This is a genomic window from Microbacterium sp. (assembly GCF_040394595.1).
Classification (GTDB): Bacteria; Actinomycetota; Actinomycetes; order Actinomycetales; family Microbacteriaceae; genus Microbacterium.
Map to the genome: position 1 here is coordinate 83,577 of NZ_JBEBSA010000002.1, position 12,851 is coordinate 96,427.

The 12,851-nt window shown below is 70.4% G+C and carries 14 protein-coding genes and 2 tRNA genes; 8 read left to right on the forward strand and 8 right to left on the reverse strand.

The window, feature by feature from the left end; translation table 11 throughout:
• Positions 1–50: 50 nt before the first annotated feature.
• From ABWO84_RS03170 to ABWO84_RS03200, 7 genes are all read left to right on the forward strand, one after another.
• Positions 51–1,247 carry an inorganic phosphate transporter gene (locus tag ABWO84_RS03170; RefSeq protein ID WP_353112458.1) on the forward strand — a complete coding sequence of 399 codons (1,197 nt, stop codon included), beginning with the start codon at positions 51–53 and terminating at the stop codon, positions 1,245–1,247.
• Between the two features lie 32 nt (positions 1,248–1,279).
• Complete coding sequence (locus ABWO84_RS03175; protein WP_353112460.1) at positions 1,280–1,570, forward strand: hypothetical protein; 291 nt, start codon at positions 1,280–1,282, stop codon at positions 1,568–1,570.
• Positions 1,567–2,214 carry a DUF3349 domain-containing protein gene (locus ABWO84_RS03180; RefSeq protein WP_353112462.1) on the forward strand — a complete coding sequence of 216 codons (648 nt, stop codon included), beginning with the start codon at positions 1,567–1,569 and terminating at the stop codon, positions 2,212–2,214. Before ABWO84_RS03175 ends, ABWO84_RS03180 begins: the two co-directional genes overlap by 4 nt.
• Positions 2,215–2,253: 39 nt before the next feature.
• Positions 2,254–3,390 (forward strand): M24 family metallopeptidase, encoded by a 1,137-nt coding sequence (locus ABWO84_RS03185; protein WP_353112464.1) that lies wholly within the window; start codon positions 2,254–2,256, stop codon positions 3,388–3,390.
• A gap of 33 nt (positions 3,391–3,423) precedes the next feature.
• Positions 3,424–4,245, forward strand: a complete 822-nt coding sequence (locus ABWO84_RS03190; protein ID WP_353112466.1) for an MBL fold metallo-hydrolase — start codon at positions 3,424–3,426, stop codon at positions 4,243–4,245.
• 68 nt (positions 4,246–4,313) lie between these two features.
• Positions 4,314–4,910, forward strand: a complete 597-nt coding sequence (locus ABWO84_RS03195) for a hypothetical protein (protein ID WP_353112468.1) — start codon at positions 4,314–4,316, stop codon at positions 4,908–4,910.
• Complete coding sequence (locus ABWO84_RS03200) at positions 4,907–5,107, forward strand: DUF6186 family protein (protein WP_353112470.1); 201 nt, start codon at positions 4,907–4,909, stop codon at positions 5,105–5,107. The genes ABWO84_RS03195 and ABWO84_RS03200 overlap by 4 nt, the downstream gene beginning before the upstream one ends.
• A 29-nt stretch (positions 5,108–5,136) precedes the next feature.
• Here the strand turns inward: ABWO84_RS03200 and ABWO84_RS03205 are convergent, their stop codons facing one another.
• The 6 genes from ABWO84_RS03205 to ABWO84_RS03230 form a co-directional block, all read right to left on the reverse strand.
• Entirely contained in the window at positions 5,137–5,781 is a 645-nt protein-coding gene (locus tag ABWO84_RS03205) for a dihydrofolate reductase family protein (RefSeq protein ID WP_353112472.1), read from the reverse strand.
• Between the two features lie 132 nt (positions 5,782–5,913).
• Positions 5,914–5,986: transfer RNA gene (locus ABWO84_RS03210), tRNA-Ala, on the reverse strand.
• A gap of 39 nt (positions 5,987–6,025) precedes the next feature.
• A tRNA-Ile gene (locus tag ABWO84_RS03215) sits at positions 6,026–6,099 on the reverse strand.
• A 53-nt stretch (positions 6,100–6,152) separates the two neighbouring features.
• On the reverse strand, positions 6,153–6,950 hold the full coding sequence (locus ABWO84_RS03220) for a DUF4097 family beta strand repeat-containing protein (protein ID WP_353112474.1): 798 nt from the start codon (positions 6,948–6,950) through the stop codon (positions 6,153–6,155).
• Positions 6,947–7,627 (reverse strand): LuxR C-terminal-related transcriptional regulator, encoded by a 681-nt coding sequence (locus ABWO84_RS03225; RefSeq protein ID WP_353112476.1) that lies wholly within the window; start codon positions 7,625–7,627, stop codon positions 6,947–6,949. The genes ABWO84_RS03220 and ABWO84_RS03225 overlap by 4 nt, the downstream gene beginning before the upstream one ends.
• On the reverse strand, positions 7,615–8,946 hold the full coding sequence (locus tag ABWO84_RS03230) for a sensor histidine kinase (protein ID WP_353112478.1): 1,332 nt from the start codon (positions 8,944–8,946) through the stop codon (positions 7,615–7,617). The genes ABWO84_RS03225 and ABWO84_RS03230 overlap by 13 nt, the downstream gene beginning before the upstream one ends.
• A gap of 118 nt (positions 8,947–9,064) precedes the next feature.
• On the opposite strand from ABWO84_RS03230, the gene ABWO84_RS03235 reads away from it, so the two are divergent.
• Positions 9,065–9,778: a VIT1/CCC1 transporter family protein gene (locus tag ABWO84_RS03235; protein ID WP_353112480.1), complete on the forward strand. Its 714-nt coding sequence runs from the start codon at positions 9,065–9,067 to the stop codon at positions 9,776–9,778.
• Between the two features lie 111 nt (positions 9,779–9,889).
• Here ABWO84_RS03235 and ABWO84_RS03240 read toward each other — a convergent pair whose 3' ends face one another.
• Both ABWO84_RS03240 and gyrA read right to left on the reverse strand, forming a co-directional pair.
• Positions 9,890–10,294, reverse strand: coding sequence for a DUF3566 domain-containing protein (locus tag ABWO84_RS03240; RefSeq protein WP_353112482.1), 405 nt, complete (start codon positions 10,292–10,294; stop codon positions 9,890–9,892).
• Entirely contained in the window at positions 10,291–12,834 is a 2,544-nt protein-coding gene (gyrA, locus tag ABWO84_RS03245; RefSeq protein WP_353112484.1) for a DNA gyrase subunit A, read from the reverse strand. The genes ABWO84_RS03240 and gyrA overlap by 4 nt, the downstream gene beginning before the upstream one ends.
• Positions 12,835–12,851: the final 17 nt, after the last annotated feature.

The following is a 12,851-nucleotide window of genomic DNA, read 5'->3' on the forward strand; positions in this document are numbered from 1 at the left end:
GATCCGGGAACGGCAGATCCGATATGCCGCGACGGAGGATGCTAGCGATCATGAGCGCCGAAGTGCTGATCCTCGTCCTGGTGATCGTGACCGCGATCGGGTTCGACTTCACCAACGGCTTCCACGACACCGGCAATGCGATGGCGACCTCGATCGCCACGGGCGCGCTCAAGCCGAAGGTCGCCGTCGCGCTGTCCGCGATCCTCAACCTCGTCGGAGCCTTCCTCTCGGTCGAGGTCGCCGCCACGATCACGAAGGACGTGCTGACGATCCAGACCCCGACCGGCGACCTCGTGCCGGGGCTGTCCCCCGAAGCCGCGATGGTGATCATCTTCGCCGGACTGGTCGGCGGCATCCTCTGGAATCTGCTCACCTGGCTGCTCGGCCTGCCGTCGAGCTCCTCGCACGCCCTGTTCGGGGGGCTCATCGGCGCGGGCATCGCCGGCGCCGCGACCGTGAACTGGGCCGGGATCCTCGGCAAGATCATCGTGCCCGCCGTGCTCTCGCCGCTCATCGCAGGCGTGGTCGCGGCGGCGGGGACCTGGCTCGTCTACGCGCTCACCAAGAGGGTGCACGCGACGCACCGGGAGAACGGCTTCCGCTGGGGGCAGATCGGCACCGCCTCCCTCGTGTCCCTCGCGCACGGCACCGGCGACGCGCAGAAGACGATGGGCGTCATCGCCCTCGCGCTGATCGCGCACGGCACGCTCACCGGCGATCAGATCCACCAGGAAGGCCTGCCGATCTGGATCATCTTCGTGTGCGGCGCCGCGATCGCCCTCGGCACCTACGTCGGCGGATGGCGGATCATCCGCACCCTCGGCAAGGGCCTGGTCGAGATCGATTCCCCGCAGGGCATGGCCGCCGAGGCATCGTCGGCCGCCATCATCCTCACCTCCAGCTCGATGGGCATGGCGCTGTCGACCACGCACGTCGCGACCGGATCGATCCTCGGCTCCGGCGTCGGGCGTCCCGGGGCCCAGGTGCGCTGGGGGATCGCGGGTCGGATGGTCACCGCCTGGCTCATCACGATGCCGGCCGCCGGCATCGTCGGAGCGCTCTGCTACTTCATCGCCGCGGGCATCGGCGGGATCGCCGGAGCCGTCACCGTGTTCGCGCTGCTCCTGCTGGCGTCCGCGTTCATGTACGCCCGCAGCCGCCGGCAGCGCGTCGATCACCACAACGTCAACGACGACTGGGACGGCAGGGTCGTCCCGCAGGGCGACACCGCGGACGCGACGGCCTGACCGCGCGGGAACAGAGGAGAGGTGCGGACGAGATGAACTTCGACGTGGCGGAGATGGCGCTCTCGGCGCTCCGCGTGCTGGTGGTCGGGCTGCTGTTCGGCGCCGGGCTGCCTGCGCTCTTCGCGATCGGCATGCGCCTGCAGTCGGCCGGCACCGGTGAGGTCGACGGCGAGGCGCCCGGCACCCGCCGCCCCGCGCTCACCGCCGCGGGATGGATCGTGTTCGCGATCGTCGCGGCCGCGGTGATCGCGGGCGTGCTGTGGATCACCCGTCTGAGCATCTACCACTACTTCGGCGTCTCGCTGTTCGGAGCCGGCCAGTGAGCGGCGGCATCATCGCCCAGGTGCTCGGCTGGCTGCGCGCCGGCTACCCCGACGGGGTGCCGACCAAGGACTACACGCCGCTGCTCGCCCTGCTGCGGCGCACGCTGACGGCCGATGAGCTCGGCGAGGTGGTCGAGGCGATCGCCCTGCAGGATCCCGATCCGGTGCGGGTCTCGCAGATCCGCGCGGCGATCGCCGAGGTCACCGCCGCGGGCTCGGTCGACGACGGGGACGTGCACCGTGTGGCCGCGCAGCTGGCCGCGAAGGGAGTGCCCCTGAGCACGAAGGCGTTGCGCATCGCAGAGGGCCCGGCCCCCGACCGCGGCGCGCCCTCCGCCCCGGCGGACGAGGGACCGGACAGCGGCGTCATCACCCAGGCGCTCCGCTGGCTGAGCGCGGGCTACCCCGACGGCATCCCGCCGGCCGACCGCGTGCCGATCCTCGCTCTGCTGCGGCGCCGCCTCAGCGACGACGAGGTGCGCGCGGTCGCGGACGCCGTCGTCGCGCAGGCCGGATCCGACCCGGAGGTCTCGCTCGTCGACGCGCAGGTGCTGATGATGAAGGCGCTCGGCGACCTGCCCTCCGCGGAGGACGTGGAGCGGGTGCGGACGCACCTCGGCGACGCCGGGCGCACGCTCGTGTGAGGCCTGGCGCGCGCCCGCACCGCGGCATAGCGTGGAGGGGTGACCCCCCTCGCCTTCCCCGTCGATGTCTACGCCGCCCGGCTCGATCGAGCCCGCACCCTCATCGCGGCATCCGGACTCGACGCGATCATCGTCGGCCCCGGACCCGACCTCGCCTATCTGCTCGGCGTCGAGGGGGACACGATCGAGCGGCTCACCGCCCTCGTCGCGTGCGCCGACGGGGAGACGGCGGTCGTCGTCCCGCGGATGGAGCTCGCGAAGGTGCGCGACACGGCGGTGGGCGCGCTCGGGCTCGTGGTCTCGGACTGGGTCGACGGGGAGGATCCCTACCGGCTCATCGAAGCGGCCGTCCCGGCGAACGCGGAGAGGATCGGCGTCTCGGACGGCCTGCCCGCGCTGCACGTCGTGCCGATCGGCGACCGGCTCGGTGTGCGTCTCGAGCTCGCCACCCCCGTGCTGCGGGAGGGGCGGATGGTGAAGGACGCCGCCGAGATCGCGGAGCTGCGTCGCGCCGGCGCCGCGATCGACGCCGTGCACCGCCGCGTCCCCGGACTGCTGCGCGCCGGCCGGACCGAGCGCGAGGTCGCCGCCGACATCGCAGACGCGATCGTCGAGGAAGGGCACCGCACGGTGGAGTTCGTGATCGTGGGTTCGGGCGCCAACGGCGCGGATCCGCATCACGAGGTGTCCGACCGCGTCATCCGCGACGGCGACGTCGTGGTCGTCGACATCGGCGGTGCGCTGCCGTCGGGATACAACTCCGACAGCACGCGCACCTATGCCGTGGGCACCCCCGCCCCCGAGGCGGCGCGACGGATCGCCGTGCTGGAGCGGGCGCAGCAGGCGGCGGTCGACGCGGTGCGCCCCGGCGTCACGGCGGAGCAAGTGGACGCCGCCGCCCGCGACGTCCTGACCGCCGAGGGCCTGGGCACCGCGTTCCTGCACCGCACCGGCCACGGCATCGGGATCTCGACGCACGAGGAGCCGTACATCGCCCCGGGCAACGGCCTGCCACTGCGCGAGGGCATGGCCTTCAGCATCGAGCCGGGCATCTACTTCCCCGGCGAATGGGGCTCGCGCATCGAGGACATCGTGGTCGTGACGGCCGACGGGTGCGAGCGCCTGAACGTCGCCCCGCACGGCCTCACCCCGGCCGGAGACACACCGGGGTCTTGACCTCGAGGCCCCTTGAGGTCCCATGCTCGATGCATGGACATCTCGAACATCGCCCAGTGCGCGCTCTGCGGCGTGGAGCGCGACGGCTCCTCGCTCCCCGATCTCTGCCCCGTCTGTGCCGATGAGAGGCAGTACCCTCCCGCCGACGGCGTGCAGCGCTGGGTCGATCCGGCCGCCTTCACCGGACGCATCGACGTCGTCGAGCGGGAGCCGGGGCTCTGGGGCCTGAACGTCTCCGACGGCGTCGGCATCGGACAGCAGGCGAAGGTCGTCGTCACGGATGCGGGCACGGTGATGTTCGACGCGCCGGCCGCGATCACGGCCGACGCGGTCGACGCCGTGCGGGCGCTCGGTCCGCTGAAGGCGATCATCCCCAGCCATCCGCACATGTTCGGCCTGCAGTCGCTCTGGTCGAGCGCGCTCGACGACGCACCGGTCTGCGTCTCCGCCGCGGACAAGGAGTGGCTGGGCCTCCGCCCCGAAGCCCTGCAGCTCTGGGACGGCGTCCTCGAACCGGTCCCGGGCGTCGTCGCCTCGCAGCCCGGAGGGCACTTCCCGGGCAGCAGCGTGGTCCATTTCGCGGGTGCCGACGGGGCGGGGACGCTCTTGAGCAGCGACACGATCTTCGTGAACCCCGACCGCCGGACGGCGTCGTTCATGCGATCGTTCCCGAACCGTCTCCCGCTCTCACCCACCGTGGTCGAACGGATCGTCGCCCACGTCGACCGCTACGCCTACGAGCGCCTCTACGGCAACTTCGACGCGCGCATCCCCGCCGACGCGAAGGCCCGGGTGCAGGAGTCCGCCCGCCGGCACATCGCCTGGGCCTCCGGGGCACACGACGATCTGACCTGAGCATCCGGCACGGCGCCCGTCCGCACCTCGTGGCGCGGGGATAGCATGCCGGGGGAAGCATCATGGGCATGCACAGCGAGGCCGAGGCGGGGGAGCAGGGCGGACACCGCGCGGCGCGGCGCGCACTGCGATGGCCCGTGCTCTGCTGGACGGTGATCCTGCTGCTCATCGGAACCGTGCAGATCGTGCGGGCGGAGTGGTTCGACGCCGTGCTCTTCTTCGCCGCCGCCGCGCTCGTCGCGGCGAGCGCCTGGCTCCCCCTCCCCGGCGGCGGGCGGATCTCCCGGGGCGCACTGCTCACGGGTACGGTCCTCGCGGCCGGCGCTCTCGCCCTGCTCCCGCGGCACGGCGTCTGGATGGGCATCGGCGTCGGGCTGGTCGGGGTCGCTGCGATCGCGCTCTCCTGGCCGGGGGCGCCCTCACGAGGCGCCGCCTGGACCACGGGCCTGCGGCGGCTCGCCGTGGGATGGGCGGCGATCCTGGTGGCCGGCTGCCTGTGGGAGCTCGCCCAGTTCATCGTCGGCCGCCTCCATCCCGAGCAGCCCTCCTACGCGCTGAGCGATCTGCTCGACCCGCTCATCGACACCCCGGTCGGCAAGGCCGCGTTCGTGGCGGCGTGGCTCGCCGCCGGGCTGTTCCTCGTGCGCCGAGGAGGACGCCGATGACACTCCTCAGCGCCGCGTACTTCGCGGTGTGCGCGATCGCGCTCGTCCTGGTCTCCTGGCGCCTCCGGCTGTCACATCCGGAGGCGACCGTGCAGGAGCTCTTCGACCGCCTCCTGGACGATCGGGCGGTACGGATCGCGGTCGTGGTGGTGTGGTGGTGGCTCGGATGGCACTTCCTCGCCGGAACGACCCTGTGATGCCGGAGGCCGTCATCCGGCATGGCGGCTCAGGCCCGGTCCACCCGGTTCCACAGCTGATGGGTGAGACCGCTCGCCGTCGTCACGGACTCCACCGCATAGCGCTGCTCCAGGCCGCCGAGGTCATCCCAGATGCGCACGCCGGATCCGAGCACGATCGGCACGACGACCACGTGCAGGAAATCGACCAGACCGGCGCGCAGGAACGCGTTCACGGTCGACGGACCGCCCCCGATCCGGACGTCCTGCCCGTTCGCCGCCTCCCTCGCCTGGCGCAGCGCCTCGGCGGGATCGGCCTCGATGAAGCGGAAGGTCGTCCCGTTGGCGAACTCGATCGTCTCGTGCGGGTGGTGTGTGAGGACGAACACGGGCGTCTCGAACGGGGGAGCGTCGCCCCACCATCCCATCCAGCCGTCGTCCGTCCACTCACCGTACTGCGGCCCGTACTTGCGGCGCCCCATGATCTCCGCGCCGATCCCCTGGCCCCACATGCTGAAGAACGCATGATCGGCTGTCACCGGACCGGCGAAGCCGCCGATGCCGTGGATCACCCGCCCGTCGAAGAAACGCACGAGGGCCTCCGCGCCGCCGAACGGGGTCTCCATCGTGACGTGGTGGCCGGCGGCGAATCCGTCGGAGGAGACGAGGAGGTTGTGGACTCGTACGCGGGACATCGCGACTCCTGCCGTCTGATTGCGAAGAGAGATCGCTTCGGACGGTAGCACGGGCTCGTCCCCCTCGTCAGGGGCGGAGGCGGGAGGCGTCGGGAGAGGCGAAAACCCCCGGGTGGAGCCGGGGGTTTTCAGTGGAGCCTAGGAGATTCGAACTCCTGACATCTTGCTTGCAAAGCAAGCGCTCTACCAACTGAGCTAAGGCCCCGTACGGGACGGATCCCGCGGGTCGTCCGCGAGCGGAGTGTGGGGCTACCAGGACTTGAACCTGGGACCTCTTCATTATCAGTGAAGCGCTCTAACCGCCTGAGCTATAGCCCCGTCAACCTCCAAGACTTTACCGGAAGCCGACGGAAAATCCGAATCGGGTGAGATCAGCGCCCGCGCAGCAGCTTCGCCCCGCCGGCGGCCACCTTCCCGTCGATGCGGTGCGATGCGCCGGGGACCTGGGTGAGGTCGCTGTTCAGCGAACCGAGGGACACGTCGCGACGCAGATCGTACTCGGCGTCGGGAAGGGTCAGCGTGAGATCCCCGGCGTTCACCTCGAAGGAGACCTCGTCGGGCACGGCGGTCAGCTCGGAGACGAGCTTGCCCGCCGAGATCGTGAACTTCGCAGTGCGGACGCCATCGAGCGAGATGTCCGCGCGGCCGGCGTTGACCGTGACGTCGACCGTCGATGCCCCACCGTCGACGACCAACGATCCGGCGTCGACGGTGGTGACCACGCCGCCGAAGCTCCCGTCGATCGTGAGCGCACCGGCCTGCAGCGAGGCCTTCAGGTCGGAGCCCTCGAGCGACGCGGGGAGCACCAGCGTGACCGGCCTCTCGTCGCGGAACCAGTCCGGGATGAACCAGTTGAAGCCGCGGTTCGGACCGCGCACCTCGAGCGTGCGGCCCGATGCGTCCAGGCTCCAGCCCCGGAGGTCTCCGCCGTCGCTCTCCAGCCGCGCATCCACGCCGTCTCCGTAGCGGATGGTGAGATCGGCGGCGCCGACCTCCACGTCGATGCTCTTCACGCCGGTGACACCGTGGGTGATCGCCTCGCCCTGCGTGCGGAGCTGGTCGATCCCGATGGCCGCGGCCGAGGCGGCCGTCCCCGTCATCGCCGCCGCACCGACGACCGCCAGCACCACCGTCACGGCGCTGACGCCTGCCTTCGTTCCCGCGTTCATCGCGTGCCTCCTGTCTGCGACGCCTGGCCGCCCGTGATCTCGATGTGGGCGAGCGCGGCGAGCACCCGGCGGTTGCCGGACTCGTCGGGCTCCAGCCCGAGCTTCTGGAAGATCGAGGTGATGTGCTTCTCGACGCTCGCCTCGCTGAGGAACAGCGCCGCCGCGATCGCCTGGTTCGACTTGCCCTCGGCGATGAGCGCGAGCACGGTCCGCTCGCGGTCGGAGAGGCGCAGCATCCGCTCGTCTCGGTTCCGCCGTGTCAGCAGCTGTGCCACGACCTCGGGATCGAGGACGGTCGCGCCGTCGGCGATGCGCTGCACCGAATCGACGAACTCCGCGACGTCCGCCACGCGATCCTTGAGCAGGTAGCCGAGCGGACCGCCCTGCGCGGCGATCAGATCGCTCGCATACCGCTCCTCGACGTACTGCGACAGCACGAGAAGGGCGAGGGAGGGATGTGTCTGCCGCAGCCCGAGCGCGGCCCGGATCCCCTCGTCGGTGAACGTCGGGGGGAGGCGGACGTCGAGGATGCACAGCTCCGGGTCGGTCTCCGCGACGCTGTCGCCGAGACCCGAGGTGTCGGGGAGGGCGGCGACCACCTGGTGGCCGGCGTCCTCGAGCAGGCGCACGAGGCCCTCCCGCAGCAGCACGGAGTCCTCGCAGATCAGGATGCGCATGGCACCGTCACCTCCAGGGAGGTCGGACCGCCCTGAGGGCTGTCGAGGCGGAAGGTGCCGCCGGCCGCGAGCACCCGGTTCGAGATGCCGTCGAGTCCGCCGCCGGGCTGCACCTGCGCGCCGCCCATGCCGTTGTCCTCGACGCGGGCCCACAGCTGGCCGCCTTCGCGACGGCGGACCACCACCCGGCACTCACTCGCGCGCGAGTGCTTGGCCGCGTTGGTGAGCGACTCGGCGATGGCGAAGTAGACCGCGGCCTCGGCATCGCGGCAGGCGGCGCGGGCGCCGGTGACACCGGGCTCCAGGCGCACGTCGAGCACCACGGGGATGTGCGAACGGCTGGCCAGTGCTGACAACGCCGCGTCCAGACCCCGGTCGTCCAGCACCGAGGCGTGGATGCCGCGTGCGAGCTGTCGCAGCTCGGTGATGGCCGCCTTCGTCGAGGTGTGCGCCTCGTCGATCAGCGCCTTGGCGGCGGCGGGATCGCTGTCGATCTTCTGCTGCGCCAGGCCGAGCGTCATCCCCACCGACACCAGGCGCGGCTGCACCCCGTCGTGGAGGTCGCGCTCGATGCGGGTGCGCTCGACGTCGGCAGCGCGCACCGCGCCCTCGCGCTGCGCACTCGTGGTGCGCACCTGTTCGGTGAGGGCGGCCGCCCGGCTCGGGGAGACCAGTGCACGCGTCAGCACGCGGTGCAGCAGGGCGAGCCCGATCATGCCGGCCGCAGAGGCTGCCGCACCGAGGATCCCGAGCACGGGCGCCCAGGCGCCGGTGAGGGAACCGCCCCAGGGGCCGGCGACCGACTCTGCGCCGGTCAGCGGGGCCCAGGCGATCATCGCCCACCAGATGCCCATCCAGAACAGGCGCAGCACCATCGTGCCGGCGATGCACGCCAGCACGAAGTTCACGAGCGCGCGCCACATCCGGCCGTCGATCGCCTGGCGCCCGAGCGCGGCGATCCACCCGCCGAAGCCGGGCCGGGCCTGCGGACGGAACGCGAGGCGCGTCAGGCCGAGGCGGTACAGGCCGTCGGCGCGGACGACCTCGAACCAGGCGACGCCGTACATCGCGTAGACGAGCCCGACGAGGATGACGAGGCCGATCCCGAACACGAGCGCCAGACCCAGTCCGGCCGCGAACAGCCCGGCGAGCGCCGCGAACACGGCGGAGCCGACCACGCCGAGCGCGGCGAGCTCGAGGATCGTCAGGAAGATGCGCAGCGGGGTCTTCGCCCGTGCCGGAGCCACGGGGCCGGCGGGGGCGGGAGGTGTCGTCGGCGCCGTCGGCGGCGGCGTGAACGACATCGGATTCGTGGTCATGGCAACAACGCTACGCAGGCGCCGTCCGTCGCGACACCGAGGAACCCGGAGAGCTCCTTTCGGGTTTTCCCTACCCCAGCCCGTGTCTGCACCCGCGTGAAGTGGTTCACTGGGCTTCATGACCACACCTCACGAAGGCGAGCTGCACGGCTCCGGACTCAATCAGCGTCTCAACTGGCTCCGTGCGGGGGTGCTCGGCGCCAACGACGGCATCGTCTCGGTGGCGTCCCTCGTGGTCGGCGTCGCCGGGGCGACCACCGACAACGCCGCGCTGCTGACGGCCGGCGTGGCCGGGCTGGTCGGTGGCGCGATCTCGATGGCGCTGGGCGAGTACGTGTCGGTCAGCAGCCAGCGCGACAGCGAGAAGGCACTCATTGCGAAGGAGAGCCACGAGCTGCGCACGATGCCGGAGGAGGAGCTCGAGGAGCTCACCCAGCTCTACCGCGACCGTGGCCTCAGCGAGGAGACCGCGCGCCGGGTGGCGACCGAGCTCACTGCGCACGATGCCCTCCGCGCGCATCTCGAGGTGGAGCTCGGGATCGATCAGGACGATCTGGTGAACCCCTGGCACGCGGCGATGTCCTCGGCGATCGCGTTCACGCTCGGAGCCCTTCTGCCGCTCCTCGCCATCCTCCTCCCCCCGCCCGGCATCCGGGTGCCGGTCACGTTCGCCGCGGTGCTGGTCGCCCTCGCCGCGACCGGCGCGGTCTCGGCGCGGCTCGGCGGCTCGAAGCCGATGCGCGCGGCGGTGCGCCTCGTGATCGGCGGCGCGCTCGCACTCGTCGCCACCTGGCTCATCGGAACCCTGCTCGGCACCACCGGGGTGGTCTAGACGCCGCAGCATCCCGCACACCACGAAGGGTGGTCAGTTTCGGCAGGAAATCACGCTGATTCCTGCCGAAACTGACCACCCTCGAGGTTGAAGGGCCGCGGGCGCGGCGGGTCAGTTCGACATGAAGCCGACGAGCAGACCGCCGGTCACCTTCACGGCGAGGTTGTAGATCCCCGCGAGCACTGCGCCGAGCACGGTGAACACGATCAGATTGAGGATCGACACGACGGCGGCGAACGCCATCACCTGCGGAAGGCCGACGAGCGAGGTCAGGTTGACCTGCTCATCGGTGAAGCGCAGAACGAACTCGTTCATCTGGCTCATGACGTTCGTCGCCTGGAGCACCAGGAAGATGAGGAAGAACGACACCATCGTCACGACGGCGAGGGCGACCGCGCCGAGGAACGACAGCTTGACGGCCGACCAGAAGTCGACGTAGACCAGACGCAGCCGGACCTGCTTGCCTCCGGTCTTGCGCGTGGACTTCTTCGCCAGCTTGTCGGCTACTGTGCTCATGCGTCTGTGCTTTCCTCGGGGATCTCGGAATCGGGGGAGTCGGCGTCGGCCTCTTCATCTGCGAGGCCCCGCTCGCTGTTGCGGGCGATCGCCAGGATCCGATCGTCTTCGGCGGTGCGGGCGAAGAGGACACCCATGGTGTCTCGGCCCTTCGCAGGCACCTCGGCCACGGCAGAGCGTACCACCTTGCCGCTGGACAGAACCACCAAGACCTCGTCGTCCTCCGAGACGATCAGACCGCCCGCGAGGACCCCCCGATCGTCGTTCAGCTTGGCGACCTTGATGCCCGTTCCGCCGCGCCCCTGCACCCGGTACTCCTCCACCTTGGTGCGCTTCGCATAGCCGCCGTCGGTCACCGTGAACACGTAGGAGTCCTCGTCGACCACCGAGGCGGAGAGCAGGCTGTCGTCCTCGCGGAACTTCATGCCGCGCACGCCCTCGGTCGCACGACCCATCGGCCGCAGCGCCTCGTCGGTCGCGTTGAACCGCAGCGACTGCCCCTTGCGGCTGATCAGGAGGATGTCGTCGACCTTGTCGACCAGCATCGCGCTGACCAGCTCATCGCCCTCGCGCAGACGGATCGCGATGACCCCGCCCTGGCGGTTGGTGTCGTAGTCCGCGAGACGCGTCTTCTTGACCACGCCGCCCGCGGTCGCGAGCGCCAGATACTCCTTGGCCTCGTAGTCGCGGATGTCCAGCACCTGGGCGATGCTCTCGTCCGGCTGCAGTGCGAGCAGGTTCGCGACGTGCGTGCCCTTCGCGTCCCGGCCCGCTTCGGGCACCTCGTAGGTCTTCGAGCGGTACACCCGGCCCTTGTCGGTGAAGAACAGCAGCCAGTGGTGCGTCGTGGTCACGAAGAAGTGCTCGACGATGTCGTCGGCGCGCAGCTGCGCGCCCTTCACGCCCTTGCCGCCGCGGTGCTGCGAGCGGTAGTTGTCGCTGCGGGTGCGCTTGATGTAGCCCTCGCGCGTGACCGTGACCACCATCTCCTCTTCGGGGATGAGGTCCTCCATCGACATGTCGCCGTCGTAACCGGGGAGGATGTGCGTGCGGCGCTCGTCGCCGAAGCGGTCGACGATCTCGGTGAGCTCATCGTGAATGATCGTGCGCTGACGCGCCGGGGTCACCAGGATCTCGTTGTAGTCGGCGATCCGCGCCTCGAGCTCGGTCGCCTCGTCGACGATCTTCTGGCGCTCCATCGCGGCGAGGCGACGGAGCTGCATCAGCAGGATCGCATCGGCCTGGACCTCGTCGATGTCGAGCAGCGTCTGCAGACCCTCGTTCGCCTCCTGCGCGGTGGGCGAGCGACGGATCAGCGCGATGACCTCGTCGAGCGCATCGAGCGCCTTGAGGTAGCCGCGCAGGATGTGCATCCGCTCCTCGGCCTTACGCAGCCGGAACTTCGTGCGCCGGACGATGACGTCGATCTGGTGCTCGATCCAGTTCGTGATGAACCCGTCGAGTGCGAGGGTGCGCGGCACGCCGTCGACGATCGCGAGCATGTTCGCGCCGAAGTTCTCCTGCAGCTGCGTGTGCTTGTACAGGTTGTTCAGCACGACCTTCGCGACCGCGTCGCGCTTGAGCACGATCACGAGACGCTGACCGGTGCGGTCGCTCGACTCGTCGCGGATGTCGGCGATCCCGGTGATCTTGCCGTCGCGCGCGAGCTCGCCGATCTTCACGGCGAGGTTGTCCGGGTTGACCTGATAGGGCAGCTCGGTGATCACCAGGCAGGTGCGACCCTGGATCTCCTCCACCTCGACCACGGCACGCATCGTGATGGACCCGCGCCCCGTGCGGTACGCCTCGTGGATGCCCTTGACGCCCAGGATCTGCGCCCCGGTCGGGAAGTCCGGACCCGGGATGCGGGCGATCAGGCCCTCGAGCAGCTCCTCGCGCGGAAGGTCCGAGTTGTCCAGCGCCCACAGCGCGGCCTCCGACACCTCGCGGAGGTTGTGCGGAGGGATGTTGGTCGCCATGCCGACGGCGATGCCGATCGAGCCGTTGACCAGGAGGTTCGGGAACCGCGCCGGAAGCACGTCCGGCTCCTGGGTCTGGCCGTCGTAGTTCGGCGAGAAGTCGACCGTCTCCTCTTCGATGTCCCGCACCATCTCGAGCGCGAGCGGGGCCATCTTGGTCTCGGTGTACCGCGGCGCCGCGGCACCCATGTTGCCGGGGGAGCCGAAGTTCCCCTGGCCGAGGGCGAGCGGGTAGCGCAGCGACCACGGCTGCACGAGGCGGACGAGGGTGTCGTAGATCGCCGAGTCGCCGTGCGGGTGGTACTGACCCATCACCTCGCCGACCACGCGGGCGCACTTCGAGAAGGACTTGTCCGGGCGGTAGCCACCGTCGTACATGCCGTAGATCACGCGGCGGTGCACCGGCTTCAGGCCGTCGCGCACATCCGGGAGCGCACGGCCGACGATCACGGCCATCGCGTACTCGAGGTAGCTGCTCTGCATCTCGGTCTGCAGATCGACCTGGTTGATGCGGCCGTGGTTGTGCTCGGCCGACGGGTCGGGGCGTTCTTCGTCAGTCATGTGCTTTCGTTTCTTCT

What these genes read in the sequence shown, in the direction of transcription:
- ABWO84_RS03170 (WP_353112458.1), top strand. Translation starts at nt 51, where the DNA reads ATGAGCGCCGAAGTGCTGATCCTCGTCCTGGTGATCGTGACCGCGATC.
- ABWO84_RS03175 (WP_353112460.1), top strand. Translation starts at nt 1,280, where the DNA reads ATGAACTTCGACGTGGCGGAGATGGCGCTCTCGGCGCTCCGCGTGCTG.
- ABWO84_RS03190 (WP_353112466.1), top strand. Translation starts at nt 3,424, where the DNA reads ATGGACATCTCGAACATCGCCCAGTGCGCGCTCTGCGGCGTGGAGCGC.
- ABWO84_RS03195 (WP_353112468.1), top strand. Translation starts at nt 4,314, where the DNA reads ATGCACAGCGAGGCCGAGGCGGGGGAGCAGGGCGGACACCGCGCGGCG.
- ABWO84_RS03200 (WP_353112470.1), top strand. Translation starts at nt 4,907, where the DNA reads ATGACACTCCTCAGCGCCGCGTACTTCGCGGTGTGCGCGATCGCGCTC.
- ABWO84_RS03205 (WP_353112472.1), bottom strand. Translation starts at nt 5,781, where the DNA reads ATGTCCCGCGTACGAGTCCACAACCTCCTCGTCTCCTCCGACGGATTC.
- ABWO84_RS03220 (WP_353112474.1), bottom strand. Translation starts at nt 6,950, where the DNA reads ATGAACGCGGGAACGAAGGCAGGCGTCAGCGCCGTGACGGTGGTGCTG.
- ABWO84_RS03225 (WP_353112476.1), bottom strand. Translation starts at nt 7,627, where the DNA reads ATGCGCATCCTGATCTGCGAGGACTCCGTGCTGCTGCGGGAGGGCCTC.
- ABWO84_RS03230 (WP_353112478.1), bottom strand. Translation starts at nt 8,946, where the DNA reads ATGACCACGAATCCGATGTCGTTCACGCCGCCGCCGACGGCGCCGACG.
- ABWO84_RS03235 (WP_353112480.1), top strand. Translation starts at nt 9,065, where the DNA reads ATGACCACACCTCACGAAGGCGAGCTGCACGGCTCCGGACTCAATCAG.
- ABWO84_RS03240 (WP_353112482.1), bottom strand. Translation starts at nt 10,294, where the DNA reads ATGAGCACAGTAGCCGACAAGCTGGCGAAGAAGTCCACGCGCAAGACC.
- gyrA (WP_353112484.1), bottom strand. Translation starts at nt 12,834, where the DNA reads ATGACTGACGAAGAACGCCCCGACCCGTCGGCCGAGCACAACCACGGC.